General features: G+C 47.0%; 15 protein-coding genes. 7 read left to right on the top strand and 8 right to left on the bottom strand.

Features of this window, described 5'->3' with window-relative positions; all coding sequences use genetic code 11:
- Window positions 1-123: 123 nt before the first annotated feature.
- Together radA and fusA are read left to right on the top strand one after the other, a co-directional pair.
- A complete protein-coding gene (gene radA / locus D908_RS16835) occupies window positions 124-1,500 on the top strand; it encodes a DNA repair protein RadA (protein WP_032467506.1) in 1,377 nt (458 codons plus the stop codon).
- A gap of 272 nt (window positions 1,501-1,772) precedes the next feature.
- On the top strand, window positions 1,773-3,860 hold the full coding sequence (fusA, locus tag D908_RS16840; RefSeq protein WP_000774536.1) for an elongation factor G: 2,088 nt from the start codon (window positions 1,773-1,775) through the stop codon (window positions 3,858-3,860).
- A gap of 145 nt (window positions 3,861-4,005) precedes the next feature.
- Here fusA and D908_RS16845 read toward each other — a convergent pair whose 3' ends face one another.
- A complete protein-coding gene (locus tag D908_RS16845) occupies window positions 4,006-4,935 on the bottom strand; it encodes a LysR substrate-binding domain-containing protein (RefSeq protein WP_005522483.1) in 930 nt (309 codons plus the stop codon).
- Between the two features lie 99 nt (window positions 4,936-5,034).
- On the opposite strand from D908_RS16845, the gene D908_RS16850 reads away from it, so the two are divergent.
- Window positions 5,035-5,223 carry a hypothetical protein gene (locus tag D908_RS16850; RefSeq protein WP_005522481.1) on the top strand — a complete coding sequence of 63 codons (189 nt, stop codon included), beginning with the start codon at window positions 5,035-5,037 and terminating at the stop codon, window positions 5,221-5,223.
- Window positions 5,224-5,319: 96 nt separating this feature from the next.
- Here the strand turns inward: D908_RS16850 and D908_RS16855 are convergent, their stop codons facing one another.
- From D908_RS16855 to chrA, 3 genes are all read right to left on the bottom strand, one after another.
- Window positions 5,320-7,005: an AMP-binding protein gene (locus tag D908_RS16855; RefSeq protein WP_005522480.1), complete on the bottom strand. Its 1,686-nt coding sequence runs from the start codon at window positions 7,003-7,005 to the stop codon at window positions 5,320-5,322.
- Between the two features lie 142 nt (window positions 7,006-7,147).
- Window positions 7,148-8,302: an HD-GYP domain-containing protein gene (locus tag D908_RS16860; protein WP_005522479.1), complete on the bottom strand. Its 1,155-nt coding sequence runs from the start codon at window positions 8,300-8,302 to the stop codon at window positions 7,148-7,150.
- Window positions 8,303-8,386: 84 nt separating this feature from the next.
- Entirely contained in the window at window positions 8,387-9,529 is a 1,143-nt protein-coding gene (gene chrA / locus D908_RS16865) for a chromate efflux transporter (protein WP_005522477.1), read from the bottom strand.
- Between the two features lie 368 nt (window positions 9,530-9,897).
- Between chrA and D908_RS16870 the strand changes: the two genes are divergently transcribed.
- Window positions 9,898-12,960 (top strand): beta-galactosidase, encoded by a 3,063-nt coding sequence (locus D908_RS16870; protein WP_005522475.1) that lies wholly within the window; start codon window positions 9,898-9,900, stop codon window positions 12,958-12,960.
- Between the two features lie 13 nt (window positions 12,961-12,973).
- On the opposite strand, the gene D908_RS16875 is transcribed toward D908_RS16870, so the two are convergent.
- Complete coding sequence (locus tag D908_RS16875; RefSeq protein WP_005522473.1) at window positions 12,974-13,981, bottom strand: substrate-binding domain-containing protein; 1,008 nt, start codon at window positions 13,979-13,981, stop codon at window positions 12,974-12,976.
- Between the two features lie 155 nt (window positions 13,982-14,136).
- On the opposite strand from D908_RS16875, the gene D908_RS16880 reads away from it, so the two are divergent.
- Window positions 14,137-14,481 (top strand): tRNA-binding protein, encoded by a 345-nt coding sequence (locus D908_RS16880; RefSeq protein WP_000376460.1) that lies wholly within the window; start codon window positions 14,137-14,139, stop codon window positions 14,479-14,481.
- Here the strand turns inward: D908_RS16880 and D908_RS16885 are convergent.
- The 3 genes from D908_RS16885 to D908_RS16895 form a co-directional block, all read right to left on the bottom strand.
- Window positions 14,478-15,029, bottom strand: coding sequence for a gamma-glutamylcyclotransferase family protein (locus D908_RS16885; protein ID WP_000275204.1), 552 nt, complete (start codon window positions 15,027-15,029; stop codon window positions 14,478-14,480). The two genes, D908_RS16880 and D908_RS16885, sit on opposite strands and share 4 nt — an antisense overlap.
- Window positions 15,030-15,048: 19 nt before the next feature.
- The gene (locus tag D908_RS16890) at window positions 15,049-15,990 is read right to left on the bottom strand and encodes a zinc transporter ZntB (protein WP_000394854.1); all 942 of its coding nucleotides are present in this window, start codon (window positions 15,988-15,990) and stop codon (window positions 15,049-15,051) included.
- A gap of 106 nt (window positions 15,991-16,096) precedes the next feature.
- Window positions 16,097-17,548: a RimK family protein gene (locus tag D908_RS16895; protein WP_001285011.1), complete on the bottom strand. Its 1,452-nt coding sequence runs from the start codon at window positions 17,546-17,548 to the stop codon at window positions 16,097-16,099.
- A gap of 78 nt (window positions 17,549-17,626) precedes the next feature.
- On the opposite strand from D908_RS16895, the gene D908_RS16900 reads away from it, so the two are divergent.
- Window positions 17,627-18,730, top strand: coding sequence for a GNAT family N-acetyltransferase/peptidase C39 family protein (locus D908_RS16900; RefSeq protein WP_005522469.1), 1,104 nt, complete (start codon window positions 17,627-17,629; stop codon window positions 18,728-18,730).
- Between the two features lie 152 nt (window positions 18,731-18,882).
- Window positions 18,883-20,067, top strand: a complete 1,185-nt coding sequence (locus D908_RS16905) for an NnrS family protein (RefSeq protein ID WP_005522463.1) — start codon at window positions 18,883-18,885, stop codon at window positions 20,065-20,067.
- The last annotated feature ends 51 nt before the right edge of the window (window positions 20,068-20,118 follow it).

The raw sequence follows: 20,118 nt of genomic DNA, 5'->3' as shown, positions 1-20,118 counted from the left end.
TGTTAGAGTGTCTTCCATTCTGATGCATCGGCATCAACATACTAATCTTTAGCGATATGTTGCAGCCGTTCCACTTTTTCTTAAAGTATTACGCCTGATAAGTGAGAGCAAGTTCGAGGATTGATTGTGAAAGCAAAACGCGCCTATGTATGTAACGAATGTGGAGCGGATTTTCCGCGCTGGCAAGGGCAGTGTAACGCCTGTGGTTCGTGGAATTCGATTTCTGAAGTTCGGCTAGCGGCCTCACCGCAAGTGGCGCGTAATGAACGACTGGCAGGTTACGCGGGAGCCCTTGAAGCGAAAGTGCAAACTTTGGCTGATATTGATTTACAAGAAGTGCCTCGATTCACCAGTGGCTTTAAAGAACTAGATCGCGTTCTGGGTGGTGGTATTGTGCCGGGTGCGGCGATTTTGATTGGTGGTAATCCGGGCGCAGGTAAATCCACCTTGCTACTGCAAACCATGTGCTTACTTTCAGCGCAAATGCCGACACTGTACGTCACGGGTGAAGAATCGCTACAACAGGTCGCGATGCGTGCTTCACGCCTTGGGCTACCGAAACAGCATCTGAAAATGCTCTCGGAAACCAATGTGGATCGCATTTGCCAAATCGCCGAGCAAGAGAAACCACGGATCATGGTGATCGACTCGATTCAGGTCATGCATGTGGCTGATGTGCAATCTTCGCCTGGTAGTGTGGCGCAAGTGCGTGAATCTGCTACAGCACTCACGCGTTATGCCAAACAAAATAATGTCGCGGTTTTCATCGTTGGTCATGTTACTAAAGATGGTACATTGGCAGGGCCGAAAGTGCTTGAACACATCATTGACTGTTCGATTTTGCTTGATGGCGATACGGACAGCCGCTTTCGGACTCTACGTAGCCATAAAAACCGTTTTGGTGCGGTGAATGAACTCGGCGTGTTTGCTATGACAGGGCAAGGCATGCGCGAAGTGAGTAACCCGTCTGCGATTTTCCTTTCTCGGGGTGAAGAGGCGACATCGGGTAGCTCGGTCATGGTTGTGTGGGAAGGGACTCGTCCACTGTTGGTGGAAATTCAAGCTTTGGTTGACTATTCACAACTCGCTAACCCACGACGAGTAGCTGTTGGCTTAGAACAAAATCGCCTCTCTCTACTTCTTGCGGTATTGCACAAACACGGTGGTTTGCAAATGGCCGATCAGGATGTGTTCGTGAACGTAGTCGGTGGCGTGAAAGTGACGGAAACCAGTGCCGATTTGGCTTTGCTGATGGCGCTGTTATCGAGCTTTCGTGATCGTCCGCTGCCAAAAGATGTAGTGATTTTTGGTGAAGTGGGATTGGCTGGTGAAATTCGTCCGGTTCCAAGTGGCCAAGAGCGCCTCAATGAAGCTTTCAAACACGGCTTTAAAAAGGCGATTGTACCTATTGCCAATATGCCGAAGGGCGGTATTGAGGGAATGCAGATTCATGGTGTGAAAAAACTCTCTGACGCGATTGCGGCGTTTGATGAGTTGTAATGCTCACTGATTTTTTTGTGCAGATTTAACCCAAAAGCGAAACGTAAAAAAATCATTTTTGCGCCTCGCGAGCTGTTTGAGGATCGCCTATAGTTTCTCAGCGATAGGACTTCTTAACTACTCCCTTTCTACTTGAGGCTGTGGCAGTGTTGGCTGCAACGCCAAGTAGCTCGGGTATATTTTTTTTTCAGCAAATGCATGCAGGGGTATCAGTCTTGACAGATTGTGATATACTCTGCGCGCACTTTATACCTTATTAACAGAGTAAGACAATGGCAGATTTATCATTATACAGAAACATTGGTATCTTCGCGCACGTTGACGCGGGTAAAACCACTACCACTGAGCGTATCCTGAAGCTGACTGGTAAAATCCACCGTCTGGGCGAAGTACATGACGGCGCTTCAACGATGGACTTCATGGAACAAGAAGCTGAGCGTGGTATCACTATCCAGTCTGCTGCGACTACCTGTTTCTGGAAAGGTCACCGTTTTAACGTAATCGACACCCCGGGACACGTTGACTTCACAGTTGAAGTTTACCGTTCTCTGAAAGTTCTTGACGGTGGTATCGGTGTATTCTGTGGTTCTGGCGGTGTTGAACCTCAGTCAGAAACTAACTGGCGTTACGCGAACGAATCAGAAGTATCTCGTCTGATCTTCGTAAACAAATTAGACCGTATGGGTGCTGACTTCTTCCGTGTTGTTGGACAAGTGAAGAAAGTTCTTGGCGCAAACCCACTGGTTATGACTCTACCTATCGGCCGTGAAGATGAATTCGTTGGTGTTGTTGATGTACTAACTCGCCAAGCGTTCGTATGGGATGACTCAGGTATTCCAGAAAACTTCGAAATCAAAGAAGTTCCAGCAGACATGGTTGATCAGGTAGAAGAATACCGTGAAATGATGATCGAAACTGCTGTTGAACAAGATGACGAGCTGATGATGGCTTACATGGAAGGCGAAGAGCCAACTATCGAGCAAATCAAAGCATGTATCCGTAAAGGTACTCGTGATCTAGCATTCTTCCCAACTTTCTGTGGTTCTGCATTCAAAAACAAAGGTATGCAGCTTGTACTAGACGCAGTTGTTGATTACCTACCTTCTCCAACAGAAGTAGAGCCTCAACCACTGACTGATCCAGCGACTGGTGAACCAACTGGCGAAGTAGCAACAGTATCTGTTGATGCGCCTCTAAAAGCGCTAGCGTTCAAGATCATGGATGACCGTTTCGGTGCTCTGACCTTCGTTCGTATCTACTCAGGCAAAATTAAGAAGGGTGATACCATTCTTAACAGCGCAACAGGTAAAACTGAGCGTGTTGGCCGTATGGTTGAGATGCACGCAAACGACCGTAATGAACTGGAATCTGCACAAGCGGGTGACATCATTGCTATCGTTGGTATGAAGAACGTTCAAACTGGTCACACTCTATGTGATCCTAAGCACGAATGTACTCTTGAGCCTATGATTTTCCCAACACCAGTTATCTCTATCGCTGTTAAGCCTAAAGATAAAAACGGTTCTGAGAAAATGGGTATCGCGATTGGTAAGATGGTTGCAGAAGATCCATCATTCCAAGTTGAGACTGACGAAGATTCAGGCGAAACCATCCTTAAAGGTATGGGCGAACTTCACCTAGACATCAAAGTAGATATCCTTAAGCGTACTTACGGCGTTGAGCTTGAAGTAGGTGCCCCTCAAGTTGCTTACCGTGAAACTATCACTAAAGCAGTTGAAGACAGCTACACGCATAAGAAACAGTCTGGTGGTTCAGGCCAGTTCGGTAAGATCGATTACCGTATCAAGCCAGGAGAGCAAAACTCTGGTTTCACCTTCAAGTCAACTGTAGTTGGTGGTAACGTTCCTAAGGAATTCTGGCCAGCAGTTGAGAAAGGCTTCAAGTCTATGATGGACACCGGTACTCTAGCTGGCTTCCCTGTACTTGACGTTGAAGTTGAACTGTTTGACGGTGGCTTCCACGCAGTTGACTCATCTGCAATCGCATTTGAAATCGCAGCGAAAGGTGCATTCCGTCAGTCAATTCCAAAAGCGGCTCCTCAGCTTCTTGAACCAATCATGAAAGTGGACGTGTTCACTCCTGAAGATCACGTTGGTGACGTTATCGGTGACTTGAACCGTCGTCGTGGCATGATCAAAGACCAAGAAATGGGTCTGACAGGCGTACGCGTTAAAGCTGACGTTCCACTATCTGAGATGTTCGGTTACATCGGTACTCTACGTACAATGACTTCTGGTCGTGGTCAGTTCTCTATGGAGTTCTCTCACTACTCACCATGTCCAAACAACGTAGCAGAGCAAGTAATTGCTGAAGTTAAAGAGCGTAACGCGAAGAAGTAATTTCTTTAAATAAGCTCTTAAACAAAAAAAACCCGCAGGCGACTGCGGGTTTTTATTTGCGTGGAATTTAGTCTCAGTATTTTCACTAAGGTGTTTTTGAGATAAGAACACCCCATAGTATGACGTGAAATTTGTATTTGTTTAGTTATCCATTGTTGCTGATAACATTAAGGTCACGGAGAGGATAAGTACGATGAAATTCCTCAATCTCATCTAACAACCAATGCCGGAAAAACTGGACTTTTTCTCGTTTAAAATATCCTGATGGAGCGCACAGGTAGTAGCGGTATTTCGGTTTAAGTGCCGTGTTACCAATACGAACCAGTTTTCCTTCCTTGATGTAGCGCGCTGCAAGTGAATGCCTGACTAACGCCACACCTTGCACAGCCAAAGCTCCCTCTAACACAAAATGTGAACCCTCATATTTAATTGTCGATTGGCTACTTTTTAGTCCCAAAGTTTGAGTAAATGAGGCCCAGTCCATGTCTGGCCAAGTGTCTTCGATAAGATCTACTCGGCTAATATCTTCCATCGTTTTGATGTTGTGTTGCTGTAGATAGATCGGATGACAAGCCGGATATAAAACATCATCCATTAACCATTGGCTCTCAATATTTGGGTAGTCCCCAAGACCGTAGCGAATACATAAATCGATTTTTGAATGGTCAAAAGTGATCAATTGATTCGTGGGTTCTAGTAACAGTGCAATATCGTTATGACGGCTTTTGAAGCCAGTGAGCCTTGGAACCAGCCAATGCTGCGCAAAAGAGGGAAGCGTTGAAATGGATAACTGATGGGGATTCGGATCGGAGTTCAGTAAACGAATACCTTCTTGAAGATGTGCAAAGCCTTTTTGGGTGTATTGGGAAAGGTGTTCACCTTCTTGGGTCAGCTTTACCCTTCTGTGCTGGCGCAAAAAGAGTTCAACGTTTAGCCATTCTTCTAACTGTCGTATCTGTTGGCTAATAGCCGCTGGTGAAACAAACAGGTGTTCAGCTGCTGCTTTGAAACTACCTTGTTGGCATGCGACATAAAAATAATACAAACCTTGCAGCGGTGGCATTCTTTCTTTCACTTAAGTAATCCTTAACTCAGTGTCGATTTATATCGTTTGAGACATTATCACTACCGACTGAAAATGAGTACCAGAAAGCTGACTAATCGAGGTGTGGTTATGGAATCCAGTACTCAATATCAATCATCCAACACAAAAGCATTGTTTAAGATGATTCATAAATTCTTCACTGAAATCGTTCGTAACAAGACGAATAAGCAAGTCGAACAGCAGTTACCAGAATTATCTGAGCATATGCGTAAAGATCTTGGGCTTGAGCCTGAAGCGAAAAATAGACATTGGTATTAATTGGCGGGATTAGTTTTGGTGATATTAAGAAAAACACAGGCTCTAATGAGCTAAACATTGAGCCTGTGTTTTGTAGTCATCGCTGTGCGGCCAGAATTACTCTTCCCACACGATCAATTGGCCTTTGGGCCAATTTTGTCCTGTATCGTGGTATTTCTTCTCTAAGACATGACGCTTAATTTTCAGTGTCGGTGTTAAGATCCCGTTATCAATACTCCACGGCTCTTTAATCATCAAAACCCCTTTGATCTGTTCATGAGATTCGAGCTCATTATTAATGCGTGCAATCACTTTTTGCGTGGTTCGCTCATAACGGGCGCGATCAAAATTCGGGAAGTTATGAGGTATGGCGAGCAGAATAGGGGCTGGTAGGCCCGAACCTATCAAACACATCATCTCTACTCGACTGTATTCAAAAAGCTTTTTCTCAATCGGAACTGGGGCAACAAATTTGCCTTTGGCGGTTTTGAATGTGTCCTTCTTCCGACCTTGAATGGTCAGGTAGCCATCACTGTCAATAGATCCAATATCGCCAGTGTGCAACCAGCCTTGGTTATCAAAACTCTCTGCTGTTGCGGCATCGTTTTTGTAGTAACCTGCAAATAAGCCTTTGCTGCGCACCATGATTTCTTCATCGTCAGCAATCTTCAGCTCGATTCCCGGGCCTGCATTGCCTACGGTACCAATTTTATCGGCTCGGAATGGGTAGTTGATGGTGCTGTAGGCGAAGGATTCGGTCATTCCCCATGCTTCAGTCACATTTAGCCCAATACTGCGATACCACTCCAGCAAGGCTGGTGAAACAGGCGCTGAGCCGCAACCTAATACACGAGCTTGATCTAAGCCTAAACCATCAGCCAATTTTCGTTTGATCAAGGAATTAATAAAGGGAATTTTGAGCAGAATATTGAGCTTTTTCTGCGGCAACTTATCTTGGATTCGTTGCTGAAACAGAGTCCATAAACGAGGTACAGAAATGAACAGAGTTGGACGCTGCATTTTGACATCTTCGATAAAGGTATCGAGTGATTCCGGAAAAGCCGTTGGTACCCCGCCTAAAATTGAAGAACCAAAGATGTAGACACGCTCAGTAATATGAGCGAGAGGCAGATACGAGAAGAGTCGATCACCCTCTTGAATCCCAATGTGATTGACTAACTGCTGTACCGACCATGTAAATGCCCCATAAGTGAGCATGGCTCCCTTAGGTAGGCCAGAAGTACCCGAGGTATAAACCAATGACATGAGTTTTTCGTCATAGTGTGTAGGGCGTTCTTCGCTGGGCTCATATTGTTTGATGAGCGACTGATATTGATACTGGCATGGCGCGGCTGAAGAGTAGGCTAGTGAGATGCTGATGATGTTTGGACGTGCCGCTAATACTTGTGCTGTCGCTTTGTTGTCATCCAATTTCCCAACAATCAGAATTTTGCTTTCGCTGTGCTCTAAGCAGTAATCGATAGTCTCGCTGCCAGCCGTCGGAAAAATGGGGACGCTGACATAATCACCTAACATTAAGGCTAAATCACAGATAAACCATTCGGCACAATTCTTTGAAATTAAGGCGATTTTATCACCGGGTTCTGCTCCTAGTGCACGTAGAGCAGAGACCAGCCGTAACGCCTGATCTGCTACTTCCGCATAGGTAAACTCAACAAATTGGCGGTTAATGATTTGTTTTAAGTACACCTCATTCGGGCGCTCTTGAACCCAACGCAGTAACATTTCATTGGGAGGAGGGAGAGCACAAGGAGGGTGATTGAACTGATTCGGCTGGATCATTCTCAAACTCCTGATATGTTGTTTTTATGTTAATTTGTTGTGAACGATAGCATGAGCGGTCGAGCTCATCGAACCTTTTTGCATAGGAGAATTGTAAATCTTGTAAATCTGTTGCCGAGATCAAACACGAACTCTAATTCGATCAGTGCGTTACTCCACTGTCTTTAGGATCCAACTCGGGAAAGCGTTCGACGATTACTTTTAAATCTTCTTGGTTTTCACGCAAAGCATTCACACAGTGACGATCCAACTTGCCTTCACACACCATTTTCTCAAGCTCCAACAGGGCGTGAGGGATGGATTGGGCTTGCTTGTATGGCCGATGCGTTGTTAAAGCGTCAAAAATATTGGCGACAGCGATAATCCGAGCTGGGATTGGGATCTGTTCGCTGATGAGGCCAAAAGGGTACCCTGTGCCATCCAAAAACTCATGGTGATAAGCGACTATCTCTCTAAGTACAGCAAGGCAAGGGTGATGAGGAGTTCCTAATTTTTCAATCAAGTCATTGAGTAGGTTAACACCTGATTCAATATGGCTATGGATTTGCTCCCGTTCATCGCTGGCTAAAGAGGTGCTTTTTTGCAAAAGATTGGCGGGCAGAGATAGCTTGCCTATGTCATGACAAGTGGCAAATTGGCTGATGTTTTCAATCAGTTCGTCATCAAGTGCGTATTGTTCAGCAATATCGACGGCGATGATTCGTGCATAACGGCTAATTCGTTCTTTGTGCTGTTTGATTTGTAGCCAGTGTTCGGGAGATTGTGCTTCCATATCCTCCACATCTTGAATGAGGTGATGAATCAATGAGTATTCACCACAAACAGCTTGCTGAAGCAAAGCAAGGTAAGGTTGTAACTGTTGAACTACGTTGGGTGAGAAATAGTGCCCAGTTGAAGAGTTAAAGAAAAGAAATCCGACAAACTCTTGCTGGTTAAAAACGGGTTTAACGTAAGAGGATCGGTATTGGTGTTCGAGTAACCAGCGATTGTGGCGGCTTTTGTTTTTCAGTTGGCTTGGCATGTCGTGAATGATACGTACCGAACCGGAATCTTTTACTTGCTGCAAAGAAGGTAAGTCTGCAAGTTTAAATTCGTAATGCACGAAATCATGGCTAATAGGAGAGCTGTCTGCGTAGGTTTTGATTGAATTGCTTTTCTCATCGTACAACGCGAAGGAAATCCGCTGGATATCGGGAAATTCCACGCGAATTTTCTCATGCATACTCACAAAGTAAGTATTTAACGAACCCACCGATGGATAATAGCGAAACTGACCGACTTTGGGTTGCATTTGCATATCACCGCCCTTCCTTGCTAATTACTTATTAAGTTTAGACAAGGTTTTGCGTATTGCCGCATTAGGGCGGTGCTTTTCTATGCTTTAGATCAAGCCGCTGATAAAACCAAACAACAAGGCACTGGCGACCATGCCCACAAGTGGTATGCGAATGATTTTAAACAGGAAGAATCCCACTAAAAGTGCTGCCCAATCTAATGGTGCGTGCACCGTGCTATTCCACACGGGTTGGTACAATGCCGCCAGCAATAAACCCACCACGCAAGCATTCACGCCTTGCATTGCCCCCGCAATTTTGGGGCGTTGAGCTAATGCAGCCCAGTTTTTTAACACGCCTAGTAGCAATAAAAAGCCGGGTAGAAACACAGCAAAGGTAGCGATTAAAGCGCCAACTACTGGCATTTCCGGCGTTAGCACATAACCAAGGTAAGTTGCGAGTGTAAACATTGGCCCCGGAACGGCTTGTGCCGCTGCATAGCCAGTGAGGAATTGATCGGTAGAGAGGCTATCTCCTAACGCATTTTGCAGTAAGGGGAGAACTACATGGCCACCACCAAACACTAAGCTACCCGCTTGGAAGAAATGACCAAACAACTCAACCAATGGAGAGCTTGTGGCTAATAGGGGGAGCCCAACCAATAAGCCTGCAAAGAGCAAGAGTGAAAGCCAAGATGGGCTGAATGTGGTTGTCGAAGGTGACTGCTGTGGTGCCAAGCGAGCCTGACCGACCAATGCGGCAAGCAGTAATACCGCAAATTGGGTTAATAAACCGGGTGCCAGCGTGATGGCAACCGCAGTTAAAACACATAGAGCTGCAGTGAGGCGTTGCTGACAAAAATTGCGATACATGGTTAAACAGGCATCTGCCACCACTATGATGGCGAGTAGCTTCAAGCCATGAATGACTTGTTCAAACAGCGGGGTTTGTAACAGATGGCTACTTAGCCCTGCCAGCAGCAACATGATAAGGACGGAAGGGAGAGTAAAACCGAGAAACGCCGCCCAACCGCCAGCCAGACCACCACGATGATAACCAATGGCAAAGCCAACTTGGCTTGAGCCCGGACCCGGCAAAAACTGACTCAGAGCCACAAACTGCGCGTATTCCTGCTCGCTGAGCCAGCCTAATTTCTCAACGAAAGTATGGCGAAAATAGCCGATATGTGCCGCTGGGCCGCCGAAGCTCATCCACCCTAATGCAAAAAAAGTTTTAAAAATCGTCAGCATAGCGATCCGAGATAATTACGAGAATTCTGTTGGGTCATAAGTTAGGGGGAGTCAAGGTATAGAACAACTCAGAATATGTAAGAAATTACACAATTATGATGACAGCCGTATGAATCGATTCTTGAGTAGAAAAATTGAGTCAAAATAGACTCGGATAAATCTATGGAAACGTTTACACATTTGGCGAGTTGTTCACAGAATCTGCGCTTGAAAGTTTGCTAGACTTTTTCACATCAGCAGCATTTCATCATTCCTATTCAACGCTGCGAATCTTATTGAATGACTCTTTTACTCAAACGGTTTGATGGATGTACGCCGTATAGGAAAGGAGCCATTGGCTTGTTGCTCAGCGTATGGAAGAGGATCTTATGCGCAACTTCTCCGATATTCTTCTCAGCCAAGATTGGCAAAATCCCCACATCGTTAAATGGCACTGCCGCACTCCCCATGTCCCTTTGCACAGTTATCGTAATGAGCAAGAGGCTCGTTTAGCAATAGGGGGAACCCGTTGCTCGCTAAACGGTAAATGGCGATTTGCTTTGTTTGAGCGGCCAGAAGCGGTTGAACCTGCGGTGATAGACGCGGATTTTGATGATAGCGGTTGGGCGCACATCCCTGTACCGAGTAACTGGCAGCTACAAGGCTTTGATAAGCCGATTTACACTAACATCCAATATCCTTTTTCCGATCGCCCGCCTTACGTGCCGCAAGACAATCCAACTGGTTGTTATCGTCATCGTTTTACGTTGGAAGAACAGGCGTTAAGTGAATCCACTCGAATCGTGTTTGATGGCGTGAATTCGGTATTTCATCTTTGGTGCAATGGCCAATGGGTCGGCTATTCGCAAGATAGCCGTTTGCCTGCCGAGTTTGAGTTAACGCCTTATCTGCAGGAAGGTGAAAACCTGTTGGTCGCTATGGTGCTGCGTTGGTCTGATGGCTCTTACTTAGAAGACCAAGATATGTGGTGGCTGAGTGGCATCTTTCGCGATGTGTATCTTTACCATAAGCCACACCTCGCGATTGAAGATTTCTTTATTCGCACTGAACTGGATGTCCTTTATCAACACGCTGAATTACGAGTAGAAACTCGTTTAAACCAAGTGACTCGTCATCATCAAGTACAAATTGTCTTATTCGATGCACAAGGTGAGTGTGTAGCGCGCTCTCAAGCCTTGCATACAGGCCAGCGTGTGGTGGATGAAAAAGGGGCATGGCACGATAAAACCGAGCACAGCTTAACGGTTTGTTCTCCGACATTGTGGAGTGATGAAGCGCCTTACCTTTACCGCTGCGTGATCAGTTTGCTTGACGAGCATGGCGCGCCGATTGAGTTTGAAAGTGCGGCAGTGGGTTTTCGCAAAGTAGAAATTGACCAAGGGCTGCTAAAGTTGAATGGTCAGCCTTTGTTGATCCGCGGGGTGAATCGTCATGAACATCACCCAGAACTCGGGCATGTAATGGATGAAGCGAACATGCGTCGCGACATTGAATTGATGAAACAGAACAATTTCAATGCGGTGCGCACCGCCCATTACCCCAATCATCCGCGTTGGTATGAACTGTGTGATGAATACGGTTTGTATGTGGTGGATGAGGCGAATCTCGAAACCCACGGCCAATTCCCAATGAGCCGACTTTCCAATGATCCACAATGGGTCAATGCCTATTTGCAACGCATGATTGGCATGGTGGAACGCGATAAAAACCACCCTTGCGTGATCATTTGGTCATTGGGGAATGAATCGGGGATTGGTACCAATCATCACGCCATGTATCAATGGACTAAACAGCGCGATCCTTCTCGCCCTGTGCAGTATGAAGGTGGTGGTGCCAATACGGCGGCGACTGATATTATTTGCCCAATGTACGCGAGGGTCGATCAGCACCAGCCGCATCCAGCCGTTCCTAAGTATGCGTTGAAAAATTGGATCAGTTTGCCGGAGGAAACGCGTCCGCTGATCTTGTGTGAATATGCTCATGCGATGGGTAACAGCCTGGGTGCGTTTTATAAATACTGGCAGGCGTTTCGTGAGTTTCCTCGTTTGCAAGGTGGGTTTATTTGGGATTGGGTTGATCAAGGCATATCTAAATGGGATGCCGAGGGACGCCACTATTGGGGTTATGGCGGTGATTTTGGTGATGTGATAAACGATCGCCAATTCTGCATTAACGGTTTGCTGTTTCCAGATCGCACGCCGCATCCAACATTGCATGAAGTGAAGAAAGTCCAACAGCCGTATCAGTTCTCGCTGAGCTATCCCAAGCTCACCATCCACAATGAACGCTTGTTTGCCGCGCTGTCACTCGAGTTGGTGATGAGTGTGTGCCGAGATGGGCAAGAGGTGTATCAGCATCGTCAACCGTTCGATATTGCGCCGCAAGGCACAATCACACTCGATTTAGAGCCACAGCACATGCAGCCAGAGTACGAATATCACCTCAATGTGGCTTTATTGTGCAGTGAAGATCAGCCTTGGTCTAAGGCGGGGCACTGCATCGCTAGTGAGCAGTGGTGTTTGCAGCCACGAAGAATCACGTTGCCTAAAATCACACACGCTCCAGTGCCTCAATGGCAGCAAGATGGAGATAAGATCTGCGTCGAGGCGGACAATCATGAATGGCAGTTTAACCTCCAAACAGGGGGATTAGAGCAGTGGTGGCAGAACAGCCAGCCTGTTTTAAGCGAACCGCTGCGCGATAACTTTTACCGCGCGGTGTTGGATAACGATATTGGCACCAGTGAAGCGCAGCATCTTGACCCGAACAGTTGGATTGCGCGCTGGCACTCGGCGGGCTTAGATAAGCTGCGAGTGGAATGTGAAGATCTCCGAGTTACAACGCTGAGCGAGTGTGTCGAAGTGAAGGTCGATTTTGCTCATTATCATCAACACGATTTGGTACTGCGCAGCTTTTGGTGTTACCAAATATTCGGTGATGCGCGAGTAGATCTGAATGTTGAGGTTATGCTGTGTTCTGATTTACCGCCGCTACCAAGAGTAGGCTTAACCTTGGTGTTGCCAAGTGCAGAAAAGGATGTGCACTGGTTTGGCCGTGGTCCGCATGAGAACTATCCCGATCGTCTGCAATCCGCTTATGTTGGCCATTACACCGCCAGTATTGATGAGCTGCATACGCCTTACATTTTCCCTACCGAAAATGGCTTGCGTTGTGATACTCGTCAGCTACAAGTCGGTGCTCTGGAGGTGGAAGGCCATTTTCATTTTGCGCTCAGTCGTTATTCACAAGCGATGTTGGATAAAGCGAAACACACCAATGAGTTGGTGGCGGGCGATAAGTTGTATCTCAATCTGGATGCGCAGCATATGGGCGTGGGAGGCGATGACTCATGGAGCCAAAGCGTTCACCCCGAGTTTTTGCTCACCCAGCAGCGCTATCAATATCAGCTCACGTTACGTGTCAAAGCATAAGCAAAAGAGAGCCTTAAGGCTCTCTTTTTTGTGCCACGCTGTCGCGGCGGACTATGGTAGGCGAAAAGATCATCGGATCATTTTCGCGCGGCGCATCCGTTGCCAAGGCGAGTGCCAATTGAGTGGCTTTTTCTGCCATCAATTGAATTGGGTAACGCACTGTGGTTAAGCGTGGGCACAAGTAGCGCGAAATCAGCGCATCGTCAAAACCGATCACCGACACTTGCTCAGGCACGGAATGACCATTTTCTTCAAGCACCAACAGAGCACCGGCCGCCATATTGTCGTTGTAAGCGACAACCGCGGTAAAGGGTAGCGATTTGACTAGAAGGTTAGTCATGGCTTGTTCACCGCCCTCACTGTCTGGGCTGGCTTTTTCAATGTAGCTGCTACTTAGTGAGATTCCATGTTCATCCAACGCTTGTTGATAGCCCGCAATGCGCTGATCGGCATCCTCAATCTGGTGGGATGAGCTGATACAAGCAATGTTCCTGTGTCCTTGACGGATGAGGAAGTCGGTCGCTAAGTAAGCCCCTTTCTGGTTGTCGAGTGAAATACAGCGATCCGCCAACTGTGGAATATGGCGATTGATCAACACCAGCGTTTTCACTTCATTGGCGTATTCAATCAGCTCTTCATCGGACAAGGCTTTGGAATGGATGACTAAGGCGTCACAGCGACTGTTGATCAATAGTTCCAATGCGCGGCGTTCTTCTTCTGCACGGTGATAACCGTTGCCGATCAGCAAATGTTTTCCTTCGCGATGGGCGACAGTATCGACGGCTTTGACTAAAGTTCCAAAGAAGGGATCGGAAACATCACTGACCAATACCCCAATTGTGTTGGTACTTTGATTGACTAAAGCACGCGCTGCTGCGTTGGGGCGATAACCGAGCTTGTGCATGGCAAGGCTGACCGCATCAATCGATGCTTGGCTGGCTTTGGGAGATTTGTTGATGACGCGTGAAACCGTTGCCACAGATACACCTGCTTCACGAGCTACGTCTTTTATGGTTGCCATAAGATTCCTTTTCTATCACAGGCGCAATAGTAGCGCTCTCTGTGAAAACAGCGCAATTGTAACTGAGTACATAAGAGTGAATTGTGAGCTATCACGCTTGTTCAACAGGCATTGGCGTAAAGTGTAAACGTTTTTAATGATAAGAGGGTGAAGCTATGGACTCAGCGTTCTTAACGGTAGGGTACGATGATTTTGCGCGGCTGGATTTGCGCATTGGAACGATTGTTGAGGTGAAGCCTCATACACGCTCAACACGCAATTACATTGTGCAGATTGAAGTGGGCGAACAAACTCTGCAGGCCGTGACAGCGTTAGCACCCTATTATTCCACGGAAGCATTGCTGAACCAGCAGGTTGTTGTGTTGTGTAATCTCAAACCGAGCTTAGTTGCGGGGGTATTATCACAATGCATGTTGCTGTGTGCAGAAACCCAAGATGGGGATGAAAGTGTGTTACTCACCCCACAGCGAGCAATAGCCAGTGGGGTGAGAATTGTTTAACGTACGGCGGCAACCAATTGATCAATCAGCGAATGATGGTCGGGATTCACACCCGCCAAGTTGCCATATTTGGGAGAATGGCGGTCATTGTCTAACGGATGCTGCCAACCTAAGGTTTGTTCAACAAATTGCCGTGCGAATGCTTCAGAAAACTCAAGGCAGCCACTGAGTACCGTATCCACATAGGTTTGCACAATCGGGCTTTGCGAGCATGGCACAAGGTGCTGCTCAGTGACGTAAATCCAAATCGGCCTTTCAGCATCAAAATGGTCTTCTGCGTGAATACGATCGGCAGTTAAAGCGATGCGCTGATAACCGCGCTCACGGCGATCAAATTCCGCTAAAGCCACATCATCAATTTCTAACAACACTCCATTAATCTTCCCGTCACCCTGGTGCACGACCAAAGGTGAGAGAATATAACTGTCATCGATTTTGCCAAAGTAACGTACCAATCCCGTTGCGCTCGCCGGAATGGCGCGCCCTGTCTGGCCAGTTAAACGACGTGAGGCAGAATTAATCAGGCTTCCATAGCCAAAGATATACATGATGAGTTCCTGTACCGATTTACGATTGATTATCAAAAAAGCGCAGGCGGCGCAAAATCCAAAACTCTAAGCCGAAAATCAGTCCGAGTCCTGCGCAAAACAGCCCAAACGCAATGGGGGATTCAGTCCCCGGAATGCCACCGACGTTCACGCCTAGCAAGCCAGTTAAGAAGCTGGTCGGCAGGAAAATTGCCGCGATCACCGAAAACAAGTAAGTGTTTTGGTTCATCTTCTCGGCATGATATTGGCGCAACTCACCTTTGATGATTTCCAGTTCACTCAAGAAAAAGTCCAGCGTTTCATTAATACGAGTCACAGTGTTGACGCTGTGGCGTAAACGCAAATGTTGGCTCTGTGCGAGGGCAACTTCCGAATTGAGGTAATCATCTAAGGCGTATTGCTGTGGCTTAATAAAGCGTTTGAGTTTGAGCAGGGATTTATGGGTTTCCATCAGCTCGCTGCTCAGTTCTAACTCTTCATCAAACTGAGCGATTTTCTCTTCGATCTGGTCGAGATAGACGTCGATGTTTTTATTAAGCTCATCGACAACACGGACGATAAGCTCTGCCAAACTCGATGGGCCTTGGCCTTCTTCGAGTGCTGCACGTACGGTACTGATCGCTTTCGAAGGTGTTTTACGAGTTGAGATCAACGCGCCGTGATAATAGAGAATACGTACACTGAGCATGTCTGCTGGGTCGGCGTTGTCATTAAGATTCACTCCACGCAGGATCAGCAAAAAATTACGCTCATCGTATTGTTCAAATAGAGGACGAGTGTCTTCGGCCAACAAACTGTCGATCACCGAAGAGGGAACATTCTGGTCGAGTAACCACTCGCGAAGGCCTTTGGCATCGCGTTGGCAGTGATACCAATCACCCGCTTGTAGCTTTTGTAATTGAGCGGCGTGGCGTTGTGGGGCGGAATCGCCAAAACGCCAGTGATCGATGAGAAACTCCATGGTTAATCTCTTTTGTTAGCCAATGATGGCAAGAAGGTAACAATGGAGCGATAAAGAGTCAAAGCCCGGAATATCTCCGGGCTTAGTTTAGAAGGGTAAAAACGCTTTAGAAACCACGCATCTGAATACGGCGTAAGAACTCGGTCATGATGCGATCGTAGAGTAAATCGCCCAAGAACGCGTCTTCCACATGGTGGTCGATACTTGGGTTATCGTTCACTTCAATCACGTACACTTGGCCATCAATCTCTTTGAGATCCACCCCGTAGAGGCCACCACCAATGAGGTTGGCTGCTTTCACCGCTACATCGACGACATTCTTCGGCACTTGTTTTAGATCGAGCGTTTCAAAGCCACCTGCAGTCACACGGCCGCTATTGTGGTGCTGATAAATCTGCCAGTGGCCACGACTCATCATGTATTTACAGGCAAAGATCGCTTGACGGTTCATGACACCGATACGCCAGTCAAAGTCGGTTGGCATAAAGGCTTGGGCGAGAATCAGCGCGCTTTTTTCAAATAGCGTGCCGGCTTCTTTTTCAAGCTCTTGCTCATTGCGCACTTTCACCACACCGCGCGAGAAAGCACCATCAGGAATCTTCAGCACCATTGGGAAATCCAACTGCTCCATCAGGCCCGTTTTCCACTCTGGGTCAAAACTGCGGATGATCACGCTCTTCGGTGCAGGAACTTTGTTGGTTTCCAAAAGCTCAGTCAAAAACACCTTGTTGGTGCATTTCATGATCGATTCGGAGTCATCCATCACCACCAAGCCCATCTTTTCTGCCGTTTTGGCAAAGCGATAGGTGTAGTTACTGATGTTGGTGGTCGCACGAATGAACAGGCCATCAAATTCACCCAAACGAGACAGATCATCCGGTGAAATGGTCTCCAAGTTCATACCTAAGCGGTTGGCAGCGCGGTGGAAACGTTTGAGCGCTGAAGCATCAGAAGGCGGCATCTTCTCTTCTGGATCAACCAACATCGCGATGTCGTAACGGTATTTCTTCTCTTGTTTTGGACGACGCCACACTTTGGTCGAGAACATTTCCAGTGATTCAATAAAGAAATCTTGCTCTTGATCTTCCAAGTCTTGGAATGGGAATGGCGCGATTTTGATGATTTGCCACTGCCCTTGGTATTTGTGCATTTCCAGTTCAATCACCGGCACCATGAACTGTTCAAACAGGCGACGTGCCAGTTTATCTAAGCCTTTTTGCGGAGTGCGGCCAAAGTAAATCTTAGTGCTGAGCACGTCAGTGCCACTGCTCAGTTTGTGCATCTTGATCAGGCCGGAAGAAAGGAAAAACGGCTGATTGATGTCATTAATCGCCATCACGCGTGGAATCACTCGGTGGCCGCGGGCTTCGGCCATCAGTGAAACATAGTAACCACTACTCATGTAGCCGTAATCGCGACACAGGTTGACCACCTGCACACTGCGGTGATTGAATTTCCAGTCAGTATCAAGATATTGATCGACACTAACGACTTGTTCTGAAGGGAAATATTGTTGCCAGTCACTGGCTTGGTCGGTCACGATTAAAAGGTTAGCCATCGGTATATTCTTCCTATTGCAATAGGTCTATTATTTGAGTCGCAATCTCGTCAATCCACTCATTATTAAGGATGTTGAATGGACATTCGTCGTGCCAACAGCGCTGATCTCAATGCGCTCAATGCGTTAGAACAACAGCTTTTTGACGGGGATAGAATCTCTCCTCGCCAAATGAAGCGTTTTATACACTCCGACCATGCTGCTTTGTTTGTGGCGGAAGCCGACGACCAGTTGGCGGGATATGCATTGCTTCTATTTCATCAAGGTACACAGCTATCAAGGTTGTATTCGATTGCCGTAAAACCTGAATTCAGAGGACGGAGGATTGCTCAGAGTTTAGTTGAACAATGCGAGCGTGCTGCTCTTGATCAAGGCTCAACTACATTACGGCTGGAAGTGCGTGAAGACAATACCGCCGCGTTAAAATTATATGAAAAGATGGGCTATAAAACCTTGAAGTTGCTCATCCATTACTATGATGACCTGTGCGATGGTCGCAGAATGCAAAAACGGTTAACTCCGAAAGAATCCAAAGTCTTGCTGCCGATGCCTCTGTACGTGCAAACCACACCTTTTACTTGTGGCGCAGCTTGCTTATTGATGAGTTTTTCCTGTTTGGATGAGAATTTTGAGCCAAGCCGCATGCAAGAGATGCAACTGTGGCGCGAAGCGACCACTATTTTTATGGCCGCAGGGCACGGTGGGTGCAGTGGCCAAGGTTTGGCGCTGGCTGCGGCAAGGCGTGGTTATCATGTTGAGCTGTGGAACCAGTCTAAGTCGACGCCTTTTATTGATAGTGTGCGTGACCCGAATAAAAAACAGATCATCGAATTGGTACATCAAGATTTTTGCCAGCAACTGACCAACCAAGATGTGACTATGATTGACGCGCCACCGTCGCAAGCACAGTTAGAAGCGTGGGTAAAGCAGGGGGCTTGTGTGCTGCTGCTGATCAGCACTTATCGTTTTGATGGCAAGAAAGAGCCACACTGGATTGTGCTCAGTGGCTTGAGTGATAAGTTCTTCTTTTTCCATGATCCGCATGCAGAGTCGGAAGAGCATGTGGTTGGTTCCGGTTATATTCCGGTGGGGAAAGCAGCGTTATCGCAAATCATTGGGTTTGGTAAGCAGAAACAGATCGCTTGTGTGGTAATCACACCTCGTAAATTAGCATTAAGTTAAACTTACTCCTTTAAGTCATAGTGACTCTCTTTATGAGTGTCATTATGACTTTTCTTATTTCTAGCCTATTGATTTTACAAGTGTTACTTATTTGGCGTGCTTTATGCTTAGTTGATGGTTTGGTCAGTGATGGGTTGGGCTAAGGAGCCAAAGTGATCAACATTATCGATAAACGCGTCGAAGAGCGTATCCCTGCCATTCTGCGGTTGGGTTTTCGTCCTTTCTTTTTGTTAGGCAGTGTTTATGCCGTGATTGCCATCCTCGCTTGGGTTTGGATGTTTCAAGCAGGGCAGCCGCAACTATTGCAAGTTCCCGCGCTGTGGTGGCATGTACATGAGATGCTGTTTGGTTTTGCGATGGCAATTGTGGCTGGATTCCTGCTGACTGCCGTACAAAACTGGACTGGCATTAACGGCACGAAAAGCCACCGTTTAGCTTTCATTGTGGCCTTGTGGTTAATGGTGCGTGTATTGTTTTGGATGCCTATACCACTTTGGTTAACCTCAAGCATTGAAGCGTTATTTCTATTGGCGGTGGCGTATGAAGTGGGTTTACGTGTGGTGAAAGCTAAAGGCTGGCGCAACCTATTTTTTATCCCTCTGTTTTTCTTGGCGATTGCGGCTAACTTTGCCAGCTACGCCACCATTAAAGGTATGCCTCCATTCCCGAGCAATGCGGTGTGGCAAGCCATGCTGTGGTGGTTTATGTTGCTGCTTTCGGTGATGGGCGGGCGAGTGATTCCGTTTTTCACCGCAAGACGTTTCCAGTTTACGAAAGCTGAGCCGATTTTGGCTTTGGATGTGATCGCTAACGGTAGCTTACTGGCTCTGTTTATTCTCAGTTTCTTCCCACTGACCATGGCACAACTCGGCCAGCCTTTGATGTTGGTGGCAGGCGTCGCGCAACTGATTCGGTTTTTACGTTGGCAGCCTTGGCGTACTTTGAGTGAGCCTTTGGTGTGGTCACTGCATGCTGCCTATCTGTGTATCCCGCTGAGTTTGCTGCTGCGTGGGCTAGTGAATAACGCTTGGCTGAATCACAGCTTGTTGCACTTATTTGCGATTGGTGCGCTCTCTGGCTTGATTTTAAGCATGATTGCTCGCGTAACTATGGGGCACACGGGGCGAGCGATTTATCAAGGCCCTAACATGCAATGGGCATTTATCGCTTTGTTGCTTGCCGCAGTCGTGCGTGGTTTGGGTGTGGGTCTACTGCCACAGCAGTTGCTGATTTGGGTGAACCTGAGTGCTGCGTTATGGGTTATTGCGTTTGCGCTGTTTGTGCTGCGCTTTGGCGCTATGTTGCTCAAGCCAAGAGTGGATGGTCATCCCGGTTAAGCGTATTGAAATGCAAAAATTGAGATAAAAAATGGCTTGGAAATCCAAGCC

This window comes from Vibrio mimicus CAIM 602 (assembly GCF_000338875.1).
GTDB lineage: Bacteria > Pseudomonadota > Gammaproteobacteria > Enterobacterales > Vibrionaceae > Vibrio > Vibrio mimicus.
The sequence above is the reverse complement of the archived record's forward strand: the minus strand, read 5'-3'. Positions and strand labels throughout refer to the sequence as shown.